This is a genomic window from Actinokineospora sp. UV203 (assembly GCF_056323665.1).
Genome location: NZ_CM150484.1, coordinates 76,167 through 97,340, shown reverse-complemented (window position 1 = coordinate 97,340; position 21,174 = coordinate 76,167). Strand labels below are relative to the sequence as shown.

Genomic DNA, 21,174 nt, shown 5'->3' with positions numbered 1-21,174 from the left:
TTCGAACACTAGTTCAGCCCGTCCGGCTTGTCACGATCAAGCTTGCGGCGTGTCCCCTCAAGGTAAATCGCCGCGAAGAGCTCCGGAGATATCTTCTTCGCACTGAAGAACGCGGTGGGGCCGTCCAGCCTGGCGCGATGCTTCTCGTAGCCCCTGCGAGAGACCGGCGTTGTGAACAGCTCCGTATTGGAGAGACGCAGAGCCTCGGCCGTGTCGTTGCCTCTCGCAGCGGCCGTGATGGCATTCAGGTCGAACACACCGTAGTAGGAAAGGGCGGCAAAGAGCCTCTGCGGTGTGTCGATCACCAAACTGTCCAGTGTGGACACTCCGAAGAAGTGTGCGGTTCCCTGGTGGTTTCCGGTAGCCAGCCACACGATCCGGGCCGGCGCGGTAAGGATGCTTCGCCGCGAGCTGTGATAGTAGGCGTGCCCACGTCCCAGCGAGAGTTGTGTGTCCCGCGCCGTGAGTGCGCCAGGGTATCCGAACAGCTCTTGGGCAAACGGGACCTGGATCGGAATCGCATAGCACGGCAGATCGCTGTCGAGGATCTTCGCCGGCCACCATGCCAGTTCAAGTCGGGTGGCGAGGTGACGAGAGAGTCCCTGAGACAGTAGCGGCGCGGCACTGAGTCCGGAGCGTCGCAATGTGGCGTTGGCGGCTTCGGTCACCTGCGCCGCATCTCCGCACACGTGCACGACGGGTGCGTACCACTGATCACCAGAACGGATCATTGACTCGAAGTCCGCGGCCTGGCAAAGCCTGGGCGTCAGATGAGGTTCGGTGATCTGCACCATCCGTGCGCCAGTTTCTCTGCCGTGGCGACGGAACATCCACAGTAGGTGACGTGCGAGCGTGTCAGCCATCCGGTGATCGGCCAAGCGCAACAGAGGCACTCGTAGCACCCCGTCCTCAATCAGAGCACAGAAGAGAGCCGCAGGACCGTCGTCATCATCGACGAGTTCGACGACGTGCCCTTGCTGAGACAGCCCACGCACCCGCGCCTTGAGATCACGGCGGCGTTCGCCCGCCGACTGCGCCAGGAACATGTCGAGGATGGTCTCGACGTCGCCGTCCACCCGGGTGCGACGGAAGCCGCTGCCGTCCATGCTCGTTCCCAAGAAGGCTTCCTCGTCGGACAGTCGGTCGAGGTGGACGACGACGTATTCCGGTGCCATCACTTTCATGCCGGTGATCTCGGCCATGATCGGCCCCAACTTGGCGATCAGACCGTCGTCCCATGTAAGAAACACCCGCAACCCCGCGGCAGCGGCATGGACGATCTGCACGACGTCGCTGAGATCCTGTGGTGTACGTGGGAACTGCGGCACCGCGAGCCGCATTTCCGCGAGGACTCGGTCCTGCAATGCCGCTGCCTCAGCGGAGTCGGCGTTCACGACAGGAAAGGGATCAGCTGCCAGGAGAAGCGAGCGTCGTCGGTCAGCCGACAGGCCTGCGATCTCAGCGTGCATGCCCGAGGTCACCATCAACTGCAGGCGCCCATTGAGAGCGTCCGCGAGAAGGAAGTCCGACCGATGCTTTCGGCCTACAGGATCGGCGAGATCGCACAAGATGTTCAGGTCGATCGCGGCCCGCAGTTCGACCGGTTGCTCGTACTCGGAGAAGAGGTCCGTATGGCTATGGTCTTTCCACCACACCGTCATGGCGGCACGGTCTGCGCCACGCCCGACAGCACCGGCCCGCGCGCGGAAACCCAACCTCAACCAAGTTCGATTCAGGCCATAATCATCCCGGCACTTCGCCCTGATCCCCAGCCGCGCCTTGTGCCGTTCGCTGATCGCGTCCACAAGCGCCTGGGAGATGGATCCACCCCGCACCTCTTGGGCAACACAGAGATGGGTCAACGAAACTTCGTCGCGAGGTAGCCGGAAGAGCGCATAACCGACAACGTCCTCGCCGGACAACGCGACCAGAAGCCGCTGCTCGTGAGCAGCCTCCCGGTACACAGCGTGCGGAAGATGCCCCAGCCGACCACGATTCTTATCACCAAGCGCGATAACCGCGGCGAGGTCCTCATGCCTGGCCGCCGGAACAAGTTCAATCCGCACGGTGGAGTTGCTCATGGGTACAGCATGGCGGACCAGAAACAAGTGGCGCAGACGCATTAGCACCCGCCACCCGGATGGCAGAGCAGGATGCTCCTCGAGGTGAGCCGTTGGCGCATGGGGACTGTCCGGATGGCTCGGCGTGGTGTCGGTTGGGGTCGTGGGCACGGCTCCCGGCAAAAGTCGGGTAGGGCCTGGTTCAGCCAGGCGAAAGGCTGGTAACCGCCGTTGCGGCAATCTGCCAGCCGAGCCCGTACTGCCTGATCAACTCTGTCGGTCCCGCCAGCTAACCTCGTCAACCATGCGCTACTGGCTCCTTCGTTGTTGGCGGTCATCGAGTACAGCAAGCTCCTCGACGTGTCTGAGTTGGCCCGCGCATGAGGTGAAATCCAGCCTCGCGGAGGCGTTCGGTCGCTCAAGCACCAACGACACGGGCGACGAAGCGCCTGCGCTCAAGCCGGACGCTGGTGACCGCGTGGTCTTGTTGCGCACCACTGGCCGTCCATCGATGATCGGCCTTGGAACAGTCGGACACCTTCATGATCTCCAGCGGTACGACAGGGCTCGTTTCATGCGGATCGCCTTCGATGAGCTGTTCCTCGATGACCCGGTTCCGATCGAGTACATCCGATCTCAGGTCAAACTGGGATCGCTTGGGCGCGCGGTCTACGCGGCCGATGGCGCCGACCTACCAACTGAGCTTCCGGGGCGGCAATGGGAAGCCATCGTGTCAGTCTGTAGGCAGCCTGACCGTGCGGTGCCCGTCGGGATGCGCTGGAGCATCGAGCCCGGCGAAGTCGTTGACCGGGGTGATCTGCATGACCTGCTTGGAGGTGCCCGGCAGAGCGGTGTTGCACCCTCGGCCTCCAAGCCGCACGTCTTCGTCTTTGTCGGCGCTCGGGGGACGCGAGCGTTCCCAGTCGTGGGCAGCGACAGTTCGATGACCATCGAGGTCAAGGACAAAGACGCGAGTTCCGTATACGGGCATGTTCGTGAAGGGCGTGCACTGCGTGTTTTCCAAGCGGCTGACGGGGCAGGCAAGAAGGTCCGATACCTCGGCCAGTACGCCGTGGCGTCGGACAACCCGGGAGTCAGCTCGGAGATTGGACGCGCGCCGTACAAGTTCCGTCGTGACGTGACTCGCCCAGTCGTGGTGCATGCGATCACTATTGTCCGTCGAGAAGATGGTCCCGAGCTCGAGCCTGAGGGCGACTTGGTTGGCCAGCCCTTCCGGCAGCAGGACGATCAGGTCGTCGTACGCGAGGGGGCCGGGAGTAAGCCATCGGCTGAGCTGCACACGGAGGCGAACCGTACGCACCGCAGAGTCCAGAACTCGCTTGCCAGTCAGGTGTCATGTGCCGGGTACGAGCCGCTATCCCCGGGGTCAGAAGACATGCCGTTCGACTTGGCGTTCTTGGCCGCGGGCAAGCTGGTCATTGTCGAGGTGAAGAGCACGTCCGAACTGAACACCTCCGAGCAGATCCGCTCCGGCTTCGGGCAGGTGTGCGAGTACGCCGAGCACTACCTTGCACGGGGCCTTGAGGTGGTACCAGTCCTCTACGTGTCTGAGCAGCCTAAGAACCACCTGCTCATCGACATGGCTGCCCGAAGGGGCGTCAGGATCGAGTGGCCGGGCAGGGGCGACTGGATCGCCGCGATCGCGACGCGCCACACGGTTGCGCAGGCGAAGCTCGTGTAGCAGTCGTTGAGGTCGGCTGCCCGCCGTGGCGTCGTTCCCACGGAGTGCTGACAGACGGGTGCTCGACGACCAGTCTGCCCGCCAAGAAACCTCTGGTCGGAGCTGTTCCATCGGTTGTGTGCTCCGGGGATGGCTCGAACCTGCGGTCGCACCCCCCGGAGCGCCCGACCGGCGCGGGCGCACACACACCTAGTCGACGTCGGCGATTGCTTTCCGCCGCTCCATCACGAGGGGAACATGCGCCACGATTACCAGTGGCTTCCGTGTTGACGAGGTGCAACCTGAGCGAGCCACTCCCCCGTGCTGGACCAGCCGGTCATCGGTGTGCATCCTGATGGAGCCTGCCCGGGGGCACGTACAGCATCTACACAAACAGCGTCTGCCGTCTGAGCAGGCGCTTCTTGTGTTTTGATCATGTTTTCGGTGATCCTTTCCGCCGTTTCGGCGATGTCGGGTAGTTGGTCTGCGGGTAGCCGGATGGCGATGTCGACGTGGTCGCCGTCGTCGCGCAGCCGCACGCTGAGTTGGGTGATCTCGAACAGTCGTCGCAGCAGCGGTTCGGGTGCGTCGGCGAGATTGAGCACCAGGTAGGGCAGCGCGTCGAGTAGCGCGATGTCCGCCGCGCCGGGGCGGCTGGGTTCGGCGTCGTCGGCGGCGTCGAGTTGGGTGATGGCGGCGAGGGTGGCGGTCCGTTCGGCTTCGAGGTCGTTGTAGGTGCCGCGCAGGGCCTTGGTGAAGGGGTCGTCGGGGTCGCCGTCTTGGGCTTGGCGCATGATCGAGTTTTGGCGTCGGGTGAGGTCGGCGAGAGCGCGTTGGAGGCGTGCGCGTTCGGTGTGGCGTTCCTGGGTGGCGCGGTCGTCGAGTCCGGCGATGTCGGCGGCGAGGATTGCGTGACGTTGGAGCCCGAAGACGCGGTCGGCGAAGAAGCGGGTGATGGCGTCGAGGATGGCGTCCTCGCGCAGGTACACGGCTTTGGGATGACCTGCGTAGGTGTCGGGGCGGCCACGGTTGTTGTTGCGCGGCCAGCACATGTAGTAGGCGCGTTCGTGGCGGTGGTTGCCGAACATGCGCCGACCGCACGCGCAGAACACCATGCTGCGCAGCAGGTAGGTGCGGCGGGTTTCGGGGTGGGTGTTGAAGCCGTTGCCGTCGCGGGAGCCGCGTTTGGCGGCTCGGCGGGCGTTGAACTCGTCGTACATCCACTTCGGGATCAGCGGCTCATGCGCCGGCTCGGTCGACCACACCCATTTGATCGGGTCGTTGACCTTCCCGTTGCGGGAGCGGGAAGCGCGCCGGTTGAACACCTGGTAGCCGGTGTACTTGGGGTTGCGCAGAATCTCGTAGACGCTCGTCTTGCCCCACGCACCCCGCGCCCGTGTCTTGCCCGGCGGCTCCGGTGGCGGATACCGAGTCGGATCGGCGTTGAGGCGTTCGGCGATGGTGTCGTAGCCGAGATGCTCGTGAAACCGCCACAACGCGATCTGGGTGACCGTCTCCGCGCGGACACCGTCGGGTTCGAGCCGGGTCTTGGTCTGTCCCTTGGCGGCCTTGCTCGGGTTGGGGTGCCTGATCGTCTTGGCCTTGTACCCGTAGCAGGGTTTGCCGATGTTCCAGCCCTCGCGCACGTGCGTGCACAGCCCACCCCAGGACTGTTCAAGGGTGTTGAGGACTTCGTACTCGGCCACCGACTGGTTGATCCGCCGCTGCAAGATCCGCTGCGCCCTGCTGCCGGACACGGCGATCGGCTCGTTCGCCGCGAACAACGGCACCTCGGCCCGCTCCAATTCACGTTCGATCGACAGACCCTCATAGGCGCGGCGGGCAACGCGGGAGATGGACTCACAGATAACCACGTCAAACCGACGCCCCGGGTGGGCGGCTTCGGCAAGTAGATCGGCGATGCCGCCGTCGCGGGCGATCGGGATGTCGAACCGTTCGTAGTCGGTGCCCTGCCCACGCACTTTCAGTTCCATGCGCCCGGACTCAACGTCGTAGAAGTGGGCGACGATCACCCATGACGCCGGGATCGCGGTCTTGCAGTTCCCGAGTTGACGCACCGCGGACTGACGCGGGTCCTGTTGGTCCTCTGTGGAGGTTCGTCCGAGGAACGCCACCCGCACCTCGTCGCGCAGCAACGCCACCGGCATTCCCAACGGTGAGACGGCGTAGTCCGACAGTCCGGACGGGCCGGACACCGGCACGCCCGCACGGCGGGTCACTGCCGGTGCGGGCGGGTTGCCGGTCAGGTCATCGGGTGCACTCACGCCGCTTCACCATCCTCGCTCACCTTGTCTGATTGGCTGCCGGATTGTCGGGCCACCCATTCGAGAAGTTCCCGAACCACCTCGGCGAGTTCATTTCTGACCCGTTCGGACTCCGGCCCGCTGATGCGGTTGATTCGACCGGAATACCTCCGCTTATCGCCGCGAATTCGGTTCTGAATATACCACCATGCCGGCTGGTCAGGTCCGGTTTCGGGCAGGCACTCCGGGTGATTATCCGGCGGGTTTCGCGGGAACGGAATGACGACCGCTTCTGGTTCGCTACCGGAATCGTTCGGCATGTTCATCGCGCACCCCAAGTCGCAGGCGACGGCCGCTTATCGGCGGGCGAGATCGCCAATACCGGCGCGAGAGTTGCCGCGAGACTGGCGAGACCGGGGCGTGCCTGCCGGTTCTCGCGGCCGATCCCCACGGTCGCGGTCGTCTCGGCGGCGGGTCGGCGCGGAACCTCTCCGATGTGGTCGACGGCGGCCGTCATCGGGATCGCCAGCCTCGCAGCCAGTCCGCCGCCGTCGCCTGGTCCCGGCCGACGACGGGCGCGTCGCCGGGGCCGTCCTGGTCTTCATCGTCGTACTCGGCGAGGTCATCCTCGTCGTCGTGCTCAATGTCGGGCTCGGGCAGCCGGGTCAACGCGGTCGGCTTGCCGTCCGGCTCTGTGCCGCCGATGGCCCCCGCGAGGTCGCCGATGCGCCGGCGCCGCCCACCCGGCTCACCATCGGGCAGCAGCGACCAGACCTCGCCCGCCGGGCCGTCCGGATCGCCGTAATCCCGTGCCGCCGTGGCGATCGGAACGGGGCAGGACTTGGCGGCCAGGGCACGGCGCAGGTTGCGCTCGCGTCGCGCGCTGGCCACCCAGAACAGCACCATCCCGCGCAGCAGGCGCGCGGTGCTCAATCGGTCGCCGTAACGGCCGGTTTCACGAGCACCGGTGTAGCGGTCGAGCTTGTCGGCCACGATCCGAAGGGACTCGCTGCCGGTGTCGTGTTCCAGGTAGAACCCCAGCAACGCGCCGTGCTGCCGCCACACGCCGAACCCGTCCGGCTGAACGGCCACGTTGTGGTGCTCACGCACCCACGCCTCGCTGTGCCAAGCCCGCAGCCCTTCGCCGCCCGGCAGCGGCATCAGGCCCGCACGAAGTCCCCGGGCGTAGCCGGTGAGGTCGGCGAAGAACTGGTTGGCCCCCAACAAGTGCCGCAGCATCGGCGACTCCAGCACTCGGGTGATCCGCTGCGCATGCACCGCCGGACGCGGCACCGAGCTGCCCTGCCGCGCCGCCAGCAGCTCCGCCCCCCGATAGCCGAGTAGGTAATGGAACGGCGTCGAGCCGCCCGCGGCGCGGTGCGGCTGGGTCCGGAACAGCACGCCCAGCTCGGTCAGCTCCCGCAGGCGGCGCTGCGCCCGCGCCTCCGAGGGGAACGCCAGCGCCAGCAACTGCCACGTCGTCAGCACCCGATGCTCGGCCACCAAGTCGAGCACCAACCGATCCCTGGGCGTCAGACGCGACCACAACGCGCCGTCCGGCTCCCCCTGCCGGACACGGCCCCGCCGACTGCCCCCACCGACGGGAAGATGTTGACTACGTCCACCAAGTCGGGGACGCGCCACCTGCCTACCAGCACCGTCCTGACCAGCGGGTTTAGTGGAAATGGGGTGTGCGGATGCCCCTGCTGCTCTGGGAAACACCCCCGCCGCACCCGCAACCGAACGGCCGGACACACCCCTACCGGCATGAATGCCGTCGCTGTCAACCATGAGCCACCACCATCGTCGTCTCGACGCACAGATTCCCTATGCGTCTCTCGACTCCGGATTTCGCCCCTATTTTCCAGGCCCGCGACCGAACCGTTACAAAGATTCCTAGTCGCAGCGACCGGCAAGGACCCCGCTCGGCTGCACTGTCGGCACGCGCCCCGTTCTCTGTCATTGTCCCATCGCCATGCCGTTATCCGGAACCCAGCTCGCTCGCCTTTGAACTCCGGATTTCGGGACCGTTTGGACACGCACCCGACATCGCGCAAAGGAATCGTGGCCGCATGAGGCCATTGATTAGAGACACGGAATACCAGCAGCGCCCTGTGGACAAGATCGAGCGCTACTCGAAGATGACCACCGGCAAGTATGGACTTGCGCCTCCCGGCTTGCATTCCGCCTCAAAGATGCTCCCCCGGGCCCTCGACAGCTATAGCGCTTCGGGAGACTGCCCAATCGTGGTCGCGACGGCGAGTGCCGACCACGGCGACCCAGACCGGCCCCACCGGCGCGGCCTGGGCTGTGTACAACGACTTGTACGACACCATCGAGGACGATGACCCCCCGATCGTGCGCAGCCGCGCGGGCGGCACGTGACCGCACACTCACCGGTCTACCGGCGGCGAAGCCGCTGGGTGGGCGGACAGCACGTGCCTTGGCCGCGGCGCGTGGTCCGTCCGATTCGATGCCACTGCCGCTCGCGACGATGGCGCGTTGCCACCATGACTTGTCGCGCTGAGTGATAGGTCACTGCCTGTCCGGAGTGAAAGCGACCACGCCAAGTGCTCGCGCCCGGTACGTTCTGGACTGCACCCCGAACACGCGGGCGTGTCGCACGGGGGTGTGGGATGACGTTCAAGGTCGATTCGTTTCAGCTGGGCATGTACGCGGGAATTGTGCGCAACCATCATGAGGATGCGGTAGCCGCGAAGGAGTTCGCCGAGAAGAACCTGCACATCGGGAGTCAGCCAGGCGTGCTTGTCTCCCTGGTCGGCAGCCACGAGGAGGCCCGGCGTGACGTCATCTCCGCACTGACGGCGCTCGTTGAGGTGTGTGGAGCCGCGGCAACCGAGTTGGATCGCACGTGGCGGATGTATGACAGTGTCGATAGGGCCGAGGCGGAGCGGTTGGACGGAACTTACCCGCAATCGGAGGGTAGGCCGGAGGTGCCTCCGCTGCCGGGTCAGTCCGGCGAGCCGATGCCAATGGCGATCACACAGCACTACATTCCCGCCGGGCGGTTGAGCGAGCCGAAACCTCTGCAGGGCTTCACCAATCCCATGCAGCCCATCAACGACATCGGCAACCTGATCAGCGTGGGATTCTGGGCGCAGAAGTTCCTTGAGGCGACTATTCGGGTCAACCCTGTGCAGGAGGCCTCCCAGTGGGTTGCCGGGGACTGGGAGCAGTTCGCCAAAGCAGCGTCGACGTTGCACTCCCTGTCGTGGTTCTGCACCGATGTCGCCGAGGACCAGCGGGTCAATATCAATGCGCTGTTGGATCACTGGACTGGCAACGCGGCCAATAGCGCGTTCCAGTACTTCAACAACCTCGGTCACCGGGTCGGTGACTATAGCGCCGCCCTGGCGACGCTGCGCGACAAGTACATGGAAGCCGCGAGGGGCGCTTGGGAAGCCGCCGAGGCGCTCAGCGATATCATCCAGGGGATCTTCGACAACATCTTCTGGGCTTCGGCTGCCGCGATCGCAGGAGGCGTCCTGGCTGAGACCGTGGTCGGTCCTGCCATTCTGTGGAGCTTCGCGGCTCTGGAATGCAAGAACATGGTCGAACTCTGGCAGGACGCCACCCGGCTAATCATGGCGATCCAGAATACGATCCGAGGCATTCACGGCAGCGTTCTCGAGCTCGTCGGCACCAACGGCGCCTTCCAGACACACCCGTTGCCCGCCGGCTATGACCATCCCGGAGCTTGATCATGACCGACGACACTCCGCGCTTTTCCGACGACCCTGTGCAGAACCGCGCCCGGACTGAACTCCTGAGCCGACTGGCCGCCAACACTCGCGATCCTGCGGCGGCTGAACTCGCTCGTGAGCTACTCGCAGGCAACATCACTCCCCGCGGCGTGCTCGAGTCCGGAACTTACGACGAGGTTCTCAACCGTGGCACCGAGAAGTTCGTCAACTGGTACTCCGAGCTGTCCGAAAAGGACAAGGACGACGCCGTCGCCCGAGGCGAACAAGCAGCACGCGAGTTGGCCCAAGATCCGGAACCCTCACCAACTTCGCGTCCCGTTCGCCGTCGCGGCTCCAGCGAGGACGACGGCGAAGATTTTTCCGAACGGAGCTGGATTCGTGGTCGATAGCAACCGAAACAACCGGCCGGACGACAGTCCGATCCCGTTGGTATGGCAGGACGGTCTCGTCAAGACCGGCAGCCTCAACGCGATAATCCTGGGGGTGTTCATCGCCGCTTTCACGGTGGTCGGACTGGTCGTCGCACCGCACTGGTTTTGGGCGGCGCCGCTCGCCTGCACCGCGGCCGCACTCGGGGTCAACCACCGAATGCGACAAGCGACTCGCTACAGCCAAGTCGCCGTCCTCGGCGCGATCACCCTCGCATTGCTGATCGGTGCAGGCACGCTTCTGGTCCTCATCGCCCAGGCGATGCGCTGACTTCCTGGCACTGACATCCCTGGCACGCAGAATGCGGAGGGACGTCCGTCCGGACGATCCCTCCGCGTTCGGTGTCGTTTCTTAGTGCCAGGTAATCGTGGGGCAAGACGCAGTGGTTACAGGCCGATCACCGGGGGCGCGGTGATCTCGTCGGTGCCGAACAAACCTTCCGGGTCGGCCTCTACCAGGTAGTCGGGGCTCTGGTGCTCGATGTCGTCGTCACCGGACCCACGGCCACCCGCACCCATAGCGCCACCCATCCCGGCCGTGCCCGCTCGACCGGCCCCGCGACCCGCCGAGTTCCCGCCGGCGGCCGTGCCGCCAAACGGGGACGCGCCGGCGCGACCACCCGCTCCAGGCCCACCTGAGCCGGGTCCACCGCCAGTGCCTCTGCCGCCGAGCCCACCCGCCGAGCCGCCCGAGCCGCCTCGTCCGACACCGCCGCCACCCGGGCCGGGGCCAATACCGCCCTGCCCGAGTCCCCATTGCGGAGTGTCGGGTCGTGGCCCAATACCTGGTTGGCCGCCCGGATTCAGGCCCGGTCCACCACCGGGAGCGACGATCGGCCCGGCACCCGACGTGCTGGTCTGGCCCGGAACCCCGGAACCACCCGCGCCGGTTTGTCCACCGGACAGACCGGACCCACTACCGAGCCCTCCAAGCCCGCCTGACGAACCATCGCCGCCCGAGCCACGCCCGCCCGAGCCTCCGCCAGACTGATCGCCTGAACCGCTTTTCCAGTCGGTTCCGCTGGTGTCGCGCCCATCGCCGGGTTTCGCGGCGGCTGGCGCCGGAGCGAACGCGGGCGCAGCCGATGCCGTCGCGGTCAGGGTCTGGTCGTAGGTCCGCACAGCCTGCGCGGCCTGCCGGTGCGCCTCCTGCTGCGCCGCGGCCTGCTGCTGATTCTGCTGGGCCTGTTGCGCGTAGGCGACAGGATCGGTGATCGTCTGCAACTGCTGCGCCGCGGCACGTGGGTCATACGGTGGGTTCGGTGGCGGCGGCACCGTGTTCTTCGCCGTAGCCAGGGCTTGGGCTTGCTGGGTGCCTACCGTCCCGGCGAGCTGCGAGGCCCTTCCGGCCTCCCCGGACCTGTTGGCGACTCGGGCCATCGCCTGCCGGGCCCCTTCTGCGGCGATGCCCGTCCATGTGGTCTCGCTGCTGCCGATTGCGTTGGCGACCAAGTCCCCGAACCCGGTCAGCCTGTTTCCGACCTTGATCCACGCCTCGCCCACCGAGCCGACCGCACCCGGATCGACCCCGTCATTCACCGCGTCCCACAACTGCTGATGCGGAATGCCTTCGTAATGCACCCCGGGCGCGCCCGGCGCCGACCGGGTCAACGTACCCTCCCGAAGTTGTTGGGCTTGGGCGTCGAGCTTGTCGTCGGTGTGGCTCAGCGCGTCGAGCATCCCCATCAGCGGCCCCAGGAACGGCCCGTACCGCGCACGCCCTTCGGCTGCGATCTGTTCCCGTACCTCGTCCACCGTTGGAGCACGGTCGTATTCCACGATCCCGTACTCCGACGCCACATCAGACGGCGGTCTCTCCCCACCCATCGCCCAACACCCCCTACGACTCCGGCAAGTTCGGCTCGATCAACTTCGCAGCCCGCAACGCCAAATCACACGCCACGTCCTGGTCACCACGCAGCTCACTCGCTTGGACATCTACCCGCGACGACGGCGTGACACCGATGAACACAAAACAACCGCCGGTGTTGGTTCGCATCTGCTTCGCCTGACGGGAACCGATCTCAACGTCCGCTATTGGCCCGTTTACCACGACCCCATCGAGGCCGACGTTGGTCCGAATCCCTGGGGTCAGGTTGCTGTCGGGAAGCCGCAATCGGCAGATTCGCGCGGTGCCAGAACCCTCAGATCCCAAGGTTTCCGTAACACCGAGGGCCGATTTGTCGGCGTCTGTGAGCAACTCGCACGGGTCGACGTCGGCCAGTGAATCGACCTTCGTCGCAGAACTGGTCGCTGTCGCGCTCGTCTTGGTCTCGGACTTCCCTGTCGTCGTGGTCGTGACCGGCACAGGAGTGCCAGGCGACGATGCGTCAGCGCAGGCAGTCAGCCCCAAACCGCCCATGGCTAACGCCGCCGCGACAGCGATGTTCCAGACGGTCGTACCGGTAGTCGATATCACGTTGCTGATGTTCCTGTTCATGATCCCGCAGCGGTGATGCCGCTCGCGCCGGTCTGGTCGCTGTCCTGGTAGCTGGTCATGGATTTGCGCAGAGACGCCTCGATATCGGCCAGATCCTTTTGCAGGCCCTTCATGAACGGGATGAAGCCCTGGACCGGGTCGGTGGCGATGGTGGCCATGAACGGCTTGTACACCTGCGCCGACGGCGTCTGCCCGAGCGCGGGTTCCTGCGCGAACCGGTCCGCGCTGTCGAGTGCATCACTGACGTCGCGCAACATCTCGACGACCGCGTCGATCATGACTTGGACGCCTGGCCCGGACACGGTGAAGCCCTCATTGGCTGCGACTTTGAGCTGCTGCGCGGCGTCGTGGATGCCGCCGAAGCTGTCCCAGAACCCGATGGTCACTCCCCACACCTCCCCTGTCTACCCAGAGTGAACGGTAGCAGCCGGCGCCGCCCAGCATGCCCGGTTCAGACGAGCCGCTGACCCCGCATGGTTCCGCCCTGATCAGGTGAACTTGGCGACCAGTCGGTGGATGTGGTGCTCGATCCTGACGAGGTCGGCGGGTAGGTAGGTCACGTGCGGTCGGCCGTCGGGACCAGGCGTCGTGGTCACCGCGTAGCGGCCTGCGTCGGTGTCGATCCAGGAGAGGGTCTCGCAGGGGCCGGGCCGACCGGCCCTGGCGGGTGTGCCGATCAGAAATGAGCCCCCGCCGCGGCGGGGTCGGGCCAGGATCCGTTGTGCCGCTTGGTGGTCCGCCCCAGCGTGGGTACTGCGTGGGTGTGCCCGTTGAAGGATCGCGGCGGGCGCGGGCGTTGCTGAGGTTGGCCGACTGGTCACGGTGACCGAACTGCCCGGCCCCTGTCGCAGCGGCGGCAGGGTGGCGACCACGGCGCGGATCAGACTCTCGGCAGGCAGCAGCCGGAAGGCGATGTGTTCTTCCCGCAGTGTGGCGAGCACGCCGACGCGGGTGCCGGGGACGGCGAGAGCGGTGAGCTGCGTCCGGTCGACCATCCCGTTGACCGCGATGGACACCGGCCCTGTGGCGTAGACACGGAGGATCCGTTCGAGGTCCGGGTCGAATCGGTCGCCTTGTACGAGCCCGCGCTCGGTCAGGGTGGTGTTGACCGCGGCGAACAATTCGGCCCTGCCGACCCCGCCGAAGCGCGGGGTGGCGAATGGGAACCGCCACACCGGCAGGTCCAGTGCCGCGCCAAGCGCATCCAGTTCAGCGAACGAGCATTCCACCCTGGCCATGCGCGGCATCGTGGCACACACCGATCGGGCGCGTGGTCGATCAGACGATCATGAGATTCGCCCGATCGTGTCGTTCAGGGTTGATGGTCGGGTGGCGGGCCCTCGACCAGTACCGCCAGGCAACGGGCACACATCCTGATATGTGGCGAGTCGATGGGACCGTCGACGTCATCGACCAGCCACGCGCCGCACACCGCCGACCCGACTCGCTGCCCCGCGATGTCGCGGGCCACGACGGTCCCGCCCTCGGTTGCCCGGAGGTGAGCAAGGGAGGAACCGAGGGCACTGCGGCCCCAGCGGTGGCTGGCGTCGTTCACCTGCGGGCGACCCGGTGGGGAGTGCTGATACCAATCGCAGCGCGTAACGCTTTTCTTGCGCGGTAGGCCAGCGCGGACGCTGCGTTCGGCGTCAGGGCGAACATCTCGCCGATCTCGATGGCGGATCGGCCCTGCACGGCGCTGGCCCACAGGACGTCTCGCCACCGCCGGGGCAGTGCGGCGAACGCCCGCCGTACGGGATTTGCCGCGAGCCTGTCCACTACGGCGTCGGCATGATCGGCAACCACCGGCATCGCTTGGACCGGCTTGTCGGTGTCGATCTCCGCTGGTTGGCACCGGGCGTTGCGCCGCGCCGCCCCGTGGGCGGCTGACCGCACTGCGGTCAGCAGGTAGGCGGGGAAAGCCAGCGGGCGGGAGCCGGAGCGGATCGCGTTGAGCACCCGCATGAACGCGTCGGCTACGAGGTCGTCGCGCTGCGATGAATCCCTGGTGAACTGGGTCGCGTACCAGTACGCGACCACGCGGTGGCGCGCGTACAGCTCGCCGTAGGCGTTGAGATCACCGGTGCCGACACGGTCGACCAGGTCGAGAGCTGAGTCTGGGGCCGTGATCACGGTGTCCCGCCGGGGGTGTTCACCTGGAGCGCGTGGCTGTTCGACGTGGGGCGGAAGGTGAACGGCCGACGCTGCTCCGCCGGGATACGGCAGCACTCCGGGGCGGTCATCAGGTGCTGCGGCGCGTTCGGCGAACCAGGGTCGGCCAGCGTGAGCATCGCGCGCAGCGTCAACACGGCCGTGTGCTGGTAGATCCAGTTCACCCACTCCGAGTCGAGCACGTCCATGTCCCGGCCGTTCGGGGTCGGCGTGCGGAACGCGGTCGCATCGTCCTCCGACCGAAGGATCACCACATCCGCGCAGTAAGGCCAGTGCCACACCGCCGCGATCAGCTCGGGCCGAATCCGGTCGCGGCCGAAGAAGTACAGCGACCAGTTCCGGCGACGCAGCTCATGCAGCCAGAAATCCACCGTGCTCGGGTCGCTCGGATATGCGCCCGTCATCGCCGATCCCGCAGGTCGCGAACGATGTCTCGCACCGTCAACCCGAAGGTCACCGCCGCGACAGCTCCGAGGAGCGCCACCACCCAGTCGTCGCCGCCTGCGCCTACCAGGGTTTCCGCGACGCTCAACGTGTTGGTCATTGCCGCCTCCCATGTGGTCTCCACCGGTGGCCGCCGAATTTGGGCAGCCCTTGGTGACGGATGCGGTCGGTATGGCTACTCCCAGTGCCGACCATGTGGTGCAATGATGCGCCTGCACTGCCACAAACGCAACCTATGCATTTTCAATAACGGCGTTTGCTGTTGAGCTTGATGACCATCCAGATCACAGCCACACTTACGTGGCTCCGCAGAGGAGTTGAGGAAGGATGCTCGACGTGGCGACCAAGAAGCAGACACCAACGGTGCGGTTGCGCCGCTTGGCTGCCGAGCTACGCCGCCTGCGTGCGGCAGCGGAGTTGAGTCGGGAGGAGGTCACCGAACGCACCGGGATCAACACCGCCACGCTGTATCGGATCGAGACCGCCAAGACGCGCCCGCAAGCCCGAACGCTGAAGGCGCTGCTGGACCTCTACGACGCCGACGACGAACAGCGTCAGCACCTGGTGACCTTGTCCAAGGAGGCTACGAAGCAAGGCTGGCTGCGGCCTTACCACAGCGACCTGCCCGAGGAATACACCGCGTACATCAGCTTCGAGGCCGAGGCCAGCAGCGTCCGCAACTACGAGTCGCTATTCATCCCGGGCCTGCTCCAGACCGAGGCCTATGCCCGCGCGGTGATCGCGGGCGTGTTGCCTAACGCCACTCGTCAGGACATCGAGGATCGAGTCCAGGCCCGGATCGAGCGCCAGCAACTCCTGAGCCAGGACAATCCGCTCAAGCTGTGGGCGATCGTGGACGAGGCGGCCTTGCGTCGAGCCGTCGGAGGCCCATCGGTGATGCGCGCGCAACTCGCCCACCTCGCCGACATCGCGACCCTGCCGCACGTCACCCTGCAGGTGATCACCTTTGAGTCCGGCGCCCACCCAGGCATGCCAGGATCGTTCGTGCTGATGGACTTTCCTGACCCATTGGACACCGACCTGATCTACATCGACAGCATGGCCGGCGACCTGTTCCTGGAAGCAGAGGCAGATGTGCGGCGGTTCAGCTCGATCTTCGACAACCTACGGGCGACAGCGGCCAGTCCCGATGACTCGGCCAAACTCATGTTACGACTCGCAAACGACCGAGAGTGAGGAGGCAGGAACCAGCATGCAGACCAGTGACCTCTCGCACGCCGTGTGGCGAAAGAGTTCTCGCAGCAGCGGAAACGGCCAATGCGTAGAGGTAGCTCTTATCGGGCCCGGCACCGCGGTACGCGACTCCAAGAACCCTGCCGGGCACGTTCTCGTCGTCGGCGCTCATGCGTGGGACGCGCTCCTGCTGCAGGCAACCCGGTAAACGTCAGTCATCCGCAACTGTCACATTCGAGCCCGCGCGCGGCGACCAGAGATGCGGGAGATCACCAGCACGAGCCGTCGCTGTGACCCTATTGCCTCAGCAGACGGCGATCCGGGCCACGCACCGTCGACACCCAAGCCGGTGCCCGGCAGCAAGACCGCGAGGTCCAGGGCCCTGGCAGGTTGTCGACACGGAATGACGTTGGCAGTGGCGTTGAGCTGTCTTGGATATGGTTGCCCTGGAGCGTCGTTGGCCAGGTGTAACGACCGGCGGGGATGGGGGCATTGGATAGCTATGGATCAGTTGCCCTCGATGATTGATCGGTACGTGGTGGAGCGGGAGCTCGGCCGCGGCGGCATGGGGCGCGTCTATCTTGCGTGGTCGGAGGCCGGGGAGCCGGTTGCGGTGAAGGTGATTCGGCAGGACAAGATCGAAGAGGAGACACGGCGACGGTTCGAGCGGGAAGCGTTGATCGCCCAGACGGTGATCGGGACCAGCCAAGTCCCGCGGGTTCTCAATGCCGACCCATTCGCCGATGAACCGTGGCTGGCGATGGAGTACGTGGCCGGAGCGACCCTGCGGGATTTCGTGGACCAGCATGGTCCGTTGCCGGGACCGCTGGTAGTCGGCCTTGGAGTGGTGCTCGTCGACGGGTTGCGTGGGGTACACGGTGCCGATCTGGTGCATCGAGACATGAAGCCGCAAAACGTCATTCTCAGTAGCCGTGGTCCGGTGCTGATCGACTTTGGTCTTGGCGCGTTCGTCGACCGTGCCGGGGAGAGCATCTCCTCGGGTGGCCGGTTGATCGGCACCGTTTCCTTCATGGCTCCAGAGCAGGTAGACGGGGTTTCGAAGATCACCTCGAAGGCGGATATGCATGCGTTGGGCGCAGTGCTGTTGTACGCGGCCACCGGGAAACTTCCGTACGGCAATGACGGCGCTGTAACGCTGAACAGGATTTCGAATCCCGCGATGTTGCCGGATCTCGATGGCCTACCTGTCGTGCTGGTCCCGCTCGTCAGCTCGTTGCTCGCACATGATCCGGACGACCGCCCATCGCTGGCCACTGTGCTGGAGACCTGCGCCGAGTTGCTTACCGCGGCCGGAACCACGGTGAAAGACGTGCGCCGCATGCTGGTGTCCGAGACGTTTCGCGAGAAGCCGGAGACTCCTCGGCAGTCGCCGTCGTTCGCGGAGCGGCTGGCCGGGCTGGCTGCGAAGTTCGCCGAACTCCCTGGGGAGGGTGGTGGGCTTGATCGCGCTGTCGGCCTGGGAGGCGCGATCGTCGCCCTCACCGAGCCCGAACCGGAGGCACCGGCCTCGGTGAGGGCGGCTGGGCCGGTGACGGCGCGCCGGCGAGTGGCTGATCAGTTGCGGGAGCAGTACAGCAGGCAGTTGCAGCTGTGGTCGAGTTCGTCAAGGCGGCCCGCGTGACCGGCGACGTCGAGCGGCCGGTGCGGTACGCACCAGGGGCGCAGGTGCGGGTGCGTGACGAGCAGTGGCTGGTGCGCAAGGTGGTCAACACCCGGGACGGGTGGATGATCGAGGTGACCGGAGTGTCGCCGTTCGTTCGGGGCACCGACGCGGTGTTCTACGAGGACATCGAGGGCATCGACAAGATCGACGTACTCGACCCGAGACGGACTCGGCTGGTGGCCGACGACTCGCCGAACCACCGGCGTGCACGCCTGTACATGGAGGCGGTTCTGCGCAAGACCGCGTTGCCGCAGACGGAACACGGACTCGCGTTGGCCGACGGGTTCCTGATGGACTACCAGACCCACCAATTGCGGCCTGCCGAGCTGGCACTGTCGATGCGCAACCTGCGGCCACGTGTGCTCATCGCGGACGTGGTCGGGCTCGGCAAGACCCTGGAAATCGGGATCCTCCTCGCCGAGCTGATTCGTCGCGGTCGCGGTGAACGCATACTCGTGGTCTCGCCCGCGCACGTGCTTGAGCAGTTCCAACGTGAGCTGTGGACTCGGTTCGCGATTCCGCTTGTCCGGCTTGACTCGACTGGTATCCAGCGCGTTCAGCAGGAGATTCCGGCCGGGCGCAACCCGTTCGCCTATTTCAAGCGCGTGATCATTTCCGTGGACACGTTAAAAGGCAAGAATTACCAACATCACCTGGACAACACCGACTGGGACGCGGTGGTCATCGATGAGTCGCACAACCTGATCAACCGAGGCACCCAGAACAACGACCTGGCTCGCCAGCTGGCCGGCAAGACCGACGCCCTGATTCTGGCCTCCGCCACCCCGCACAACGGAGACGCCAGGTCCTTCGCCGAGTTGATCAGTTTGCTGGACGAGGCGGCGATCGCCGACCCCACCGACTACGACCCGAAGGATCTCGAGCATCTGTTCATCCGACGTACCAAGACCGCGCCCGAGGTGCGAGATGGTCTACGGGGGGAATGGGCCGACCGAGGGGCGTCCACTCCAGTCCAGGTCTCCGCCACCGATCGGGAACGGGCGGTCCTTGCCGAGCTGGCCGCTCGCTGGCTGCCTGGTGACGGTGGACCGGCGGTGGCCGAGCCGCTGATCGGGTACCAGCTGCTCAAGTCGTTCCTGTCCTCACACCGGGCGCTACTGGCGACCATCGCCACCAGGTTGTCCACGGTGGAGAAAGCGGGCCGGGAAACCGAGCGACTGGCGTTGCTCGACCTGAGGAGCCTGGCCGAGGCGATCACCGACGAAGACGTCGCGAAACTCGCCGCGCTGGTGGACGTGTTGACCGGACTCGGGGTCGGGCACGGGTCATCGACCCGGGTGGTGGTGTTCTCCGAACGCATCCCGACGTTGCGCTGGCTGGCCGAGACGGTGCCAGCCAGACTCGGATTTCGTAAGACGAGCAAGGCGGATAAGAACAAGCCATGGCTGGCCTACGGCGGTGTGGTCACGGTGATGCACGGCGATGCGACCACAGATGACGAGCAGAAGCGCATCGTGGAGTCTTTTGGGCTGCGAACGGATCCGGTGCGGCTGCTGTTCACCGGCGACATCGCGTCCGAAGGAGTGAACCTGCACCAGGAGTGCAGTCAACTGATCCACTACGACCTGCCGTGGTCACTCATTCGTATCGAGCAGCGCAACGGCCGGATCGACCGGTATGGGCAGGCCACCCCGCCGGAGTTCCGCGCAATGGTTCTGACCAGCGAGGTCGAGTGGCGGCGCGACGAGCAGGGCGCGCCCCTACCGTTGGATGACCGGTTGGTCGGCGCGAAATTGCTGGCCCGCGAGGCGGAGGCGCATCGCATCGAGGGCACCGCGGAGGCGGTCACCGGACTGTACCGCCCGCAGGACGAGGAGAACCGGCTGGTCAAGGATCTCATCGCGGGGCGGAGCCTCGAACGGTCGCATGCGGCGTCCCGGCAAGAGAGCGGGGACTTTCTCGCGGATCTGCTCGGCAACATCGGCGCGACGCCGAAGGTCGTCGAGGTGGCCATGGCCCAGGTGCCGACAGTGTTCGCCACCGCTAAGGACTACTTCGAGGAGGCGCTGCGCCAGATCTGCCCGACCGGTCCGGAGGACGAGTTGGCGCTCCGCCGCGACCGGGACGGCACCATCGCGTTCGAGCCGCCTGCCGATCTGCTCCACCGGCTCAAGGCGCTGCCGAAATCCTATCTCGACGAGCAGGGAATCATGCCGAGTCCTGGCTCTCCCGCCCGGCTGCGCATCACCTTCGACAAGGGTCTCGCGGACAAGCGTCTCACCGCGGCCCGTAAGACGAGCGGCACCCAGTGGCCCAACGTCAGCTATGTCACCGACATCCATCCGGTGCTGGACTGGGTGACCGACAAAGCGCTTGCGGCCGCCCGCCATGATGAGGCGTTCGTGCTCGCCTACGTGCCCGATTCGCAGCGCGCGGCAGCGATCGACGCGGGGCTCGTGGACGACCTGGCCAGGCCGGTGTTCTTGGTACAGGGCAGCTACGCCAACGCGCTTGGCCGGCCGACGGTGGTGGAGTGGATGGCCGTGGTCGGCCTGCCCGACCGGCCGCGGGTCCTACCGATGGACGCGGATTTCCTTGCCGCTTGTGGGGTTTCGCCGACTATGCCGGGCCGGACCACCCCAAACCTGCACGCACTGCGGGACCTGGTTCCGACCGTCATCGAGTGCGCGCGCGCCTATCTGACCGAGCGGGAGAACGAGTACGCGGAGCGGGTCAAGAGTGCGCTCGCGCCAGCTGAGGACCGGGCTGAACGGTGGGAACAGCTGGCCTTGGACATCGCGAGCACCGCTGGCTCAAAAGCGCGGATCGACCAGACCGCCCGTCGCCAGAAGGAACTGGTCGCCGCGATGAAGACCGAAGGCGCACCGATGCTGCGGCTGCTCGCGGTGCTCGACCCGCTGCACGCGGACGGAGAGCACCAAGCATGAGCGCCGTTTTCGACTCGATCACCAACCGCGGAGAGTACCTTGCCGCGCACTACTTCGCCGAAGAGCTGCCGGACGCGCTCAAGAAGCAGCCGCTGGCCGAGTGGACAATTATCGAGAAGGATCCGCACGACGAGCGGAAGACTCCGCGCCAACTGGTGCGGGCGCTGCGCGGCTGC

At 65.9% G+C, this 21,174-nt stretch carries 20 protein-coding genes; 9 read left to right on the top strand and 11 right to left on the bottom strand.

Annotated elements, in window-relative coordinates:
* Window positions 1-8: 8 nt before the first annotated feature.
* Complete coding sequence (locus tag ACUZ2Y_RS00465; RefSeq protein ID WP_476325773.1) at window positions 9-2,081, bottom strand: GNAT family N-acetyltransferase; 2,073 nt, start codon at window positions 2,079-2,081, stop codon at window positions 9-11.
* Window positions 2,082-2,445: 364 nt separating this feature from the next.
* Here ACUZ2Y_RS00465 and ACUZ2Y_RS00460 point away from each other — a divergent pair, with 364 nt between their 5' ends.
* The gene (locus ACUZ2Y_RS00460) at window positions 2,446-3,762 is read left to right on the top strand and encodes a hypothetical protein (RefSeq protein ID WP_476325771.1); all 1,317 of its coding nucleotides are present in this window, start codon (window positions 2,446-2,448) and stop codon (window positions 3,760-3,762) included.
* Window positions 3,763-4,010: 248 nt separating this feature from the next.
* On the opposite strand, the gene ACUZ2Y_RS00455 is transcribed toward ACUZ2Y_RS00460, so the two are convergent.
* The 3 genes from ACUZ2Y_RS00455 to ACUZ2Y_RS00445 form a co-directional block, all read right to left on the bottom strand.
* Complete coding sequence (locus ACUZ2Y_RS00455) at window positions 4,011-6,026, bottom strand: recombinase family protein (RefSeq protein WP_476325770.1); 2,016 nt, start codon at window positions 6,024-6,026, stop codon at window positions 4,011-4,013.
* The gene (locus ACUZ2Y_RS00450; protein ID WP_476325768.1) at window positions 6,023-6,331 is read right to left on the bottom strand and encodes a hypothetical protein; all 309 of its coding nucleotides are present in this window, start codon (window positions 6,329-6,331) and stop codon (window positions 6,023-6,025) included. The genes ACUZ2Y_RS00455 and ACUZ2Y_RS00450 overlap by 4 nt, the downstream gene beginning before the upstream one ends.
* 187 nt (window positions 6,332-6,518) lie before the next feature.
* Window positions 6,519-7,520, bottom strand: a complete 1,002-nt coding sequence (locus tag ACUZ2Y_RS00445; protein WP_476325766.1) for a replication-relaxation family protein — start codon at window positions 7,518-7,520, stop codon at window positions 6,519-6,521.
* Between the two features lie 747 nt (window positions 7,521-8,267).
* Here ACUZ2Y_RS00445 and ACUZ2Y_RS00440 point away from each other — a divergent pair.
* The 4 genes from ACUZ2Y_RS00440 (at window position 8,268) to ACUZ2Y_RS00425 (ending at window position 10,429) form a co-directional block, all read left to right on the top strand.
* Window positions 8,268-8,390, top strand: coding sequence for a hypothetical protein (locus ACUZ2Y_RS00440; RefSeq protein ID WP_476325764.1), 123 nt, complete (start codon window positions 8,268-8,270; stop codon window positions 8,388-8,390).
* Between the two features lie 251 nt (window positions 8,391-8,641).
* Window positions 8,642-9,727: a hypothetical protein gene (locus ACUZ2Y_RS00435; protein ID WP_476325762.1), complete on the top strand. Its 1,086-nt coding sequence runs from the start codon at window positions 8,642-8,644 to the stop codon at window positions 9,725-9,727.
* Window positions 9,728-9,729: 2 nt separating this feature from the next.
* A complete protein-coding gene (locus tag ACUZ2Y_RS00430) occupies window positions 9,730-10,119 on the top strand; it encodes a hypothetical protein (RefSeq protein WP_476325760.1) in 390 nt (129 codons plus the stop codon).
* Window positions 10,109-10,429, top strand: coding sequence for a hypothetical protein (locus ACUZ2Y_RS00425; protein ID WP_476325758.1), 321 nt, complete (start codon window positions 10,109-10,111; stop codon window positions 10,427-10,429). The genes ACUZ2Y_RS00430 and ACUZ2Y_RS00425 overlap by 11 nt, the downstream gene beginning before the upstream one ends.
* A gap of 116 nt (window positions 10,430-10,545) precedes the next feature.
* Here the strand turns inward: ACUZ2Y_RS00425 and ACUZ2Y_RS00420 are convergent, their stop codons facing one another.
* The 7 genes from ACUZ2Y_RS00420 to ACUZ2Y_RS00390 form a co-directional block, all read right to left on the bottom strand.
* Window positions 10,546-11,937, bottom strand: a complete 1,392-nt coding sequence (locus tag ACUZ2Y_RS00420; RefSeq protein WP_476325756.1) for a hypothetical protein — start codon at window positions 11,935-11,937, stop codon at window positions 10,546-10,548.
* Window positions 11,938-11,998: 61 nt separating this feature from the next.
* Complete coding sequence (locus ACUZ2Y_RS00415; RefSeq protein WP_476325754.1) at window positions 11,999-12,598, bottom strand: DUF3558 family protein; 600 nt, start codon at window positions 12,596-12,598, stop codon at window positions 11,999-12,001.
* On the bottom strand, window positions 12,595-12,984 hold the full coding sequence (locus ACUZ2Y_RS00410; protein WP_476325752.1) for a hypothetical protein: 390 nt from the start codon (window positions 12,982-12,984) through the stop codon (window positions 12,595-12,597). The genes ACUZ2Y_RS00415 and ACUZ2Y_RS00410 overlap by 4 nt, the downstream gene beginning before the upstream one ends.
* A 102-nt stretch (window positions 12,985-13,086) precedes the next feature.
* Window positions 13,087-13,836, bottom strand: coding sequence for an ESX secretion-associated protein EspG (locus ACUZ2Y_RS00405; protein WP_476325750.1), 750 nt, complete (start codon window positions 13,834-13,836; stop codon window positions 13,087-13,089).
* Between the two features lie 313 nt (window positions 13,837-14,149).
* The gene (locus ACUZ2Y_RS00400) at window positions 14,150-14,728 is read right to left on the bottom strand and encodes an RNA polymerase sigma factor (RefSeq protein WP_476325748.1); all 579 of its coding nucleotides are present in this window, start codon (window positions 14,726-14,728) and stop codon (window positions 14,150-14,152) included.
* Window positions 14,725-15,171: a hypothetical protein gene (locus ACUZ2Y_RS00395; RefSeq protein WP_476325746.1), complete on the bottom strand. Its 447-nt coding sequence runs from the start codon at window positions 15,169-15,171 to the stop codon at window positions 14,725-14,727. Before ACUZ2Y_RS00395 ends, ACUZ2Y_RS00400 begins: the two co-directional genes overlap by 4 nt.
* Window positions 15,168-15,311: a hypothetical protein gene (locus tag ACUZ2Y_RS00390; protein WP_476325744.1), complete on the bottom strand. Its 144-nt coding sequence runs from the start codon at window positions 15,309-15,311 to the stop codon at window positions 15,168-15,170. The genes ACUZ2Y_RS00395 and ACUZ2Y_RS00390 overlap by 4 nt, the downstream gene beginning before the upstream one ends.
* Before the next feature lie 236 nt (window positions 15,312-15,547).
* Here ACUZ2Y_RS00390 and ACUZ2Y_RS00385 point away from each other — a divergent pair, with 236 nt between their 5' ends.
* The 4 genes from ACUZ2Y_RS00385 (at window position 15,548) to ACUZ2Y_RS00370 (ending at window position 20,998) form a co-directional block, all read left to right on the top strand.
* Entirely contained in the window at window positions 15,548-16,408 is an 861-nt protein-coding gene (locus tag ACUZ2Y_RS00385; protein WP_476325742.1) for a helix-turn-helix domain-containing protein, read from the top strand.
* Window positions 16,305-16,613 carry a DUF397 domain-containing protein gene (locus ACUZ2Y_RS00380; protein WP_476325740.1) on the top strand — a complete coding sequence of 103 codons (309 nt, stop codon included), beginning with the start codon at window positions 16,305-16,307 and terminating at the stop codon, window positions 16,611-16,613. Before ACUZ2Y_RS00385 ends, ACUZ2Y_RS00380 begins: the two co-directional genes overlap by 104 nt.
* A gap of 294 nt (window positions 16,614-16,907) precedes the next feature.
* Window positions 16,908-18,047 (top strand): serine/threonine-protein kinase, encoded by a 1,140-nt coding sequence (locus tag ACUZ2Y_RS00375; RefSeq protein WP_476325738.1) that lies wholly within the window; start codon window positions 16,908-16,910, stop codon window positions 18,045-18,047.
* Window positions 18,017-20,998, top strand: coding sequence for an SNF2-related protein (locus tag ACUZ2Y_RS00370; protein WP_476325736.1), 2,982 nt, complete (start codon window positions 18,017-18,019; stop codon window positions 20,996-20,998). Before ACUZ2Y_RS00375 ends, ACUZ2Y_RS00370 begins: the two co-directional genes overlap by 31 nt.
* Window positions 20,999-21,174: the final 176 nt, after the last annotated feature.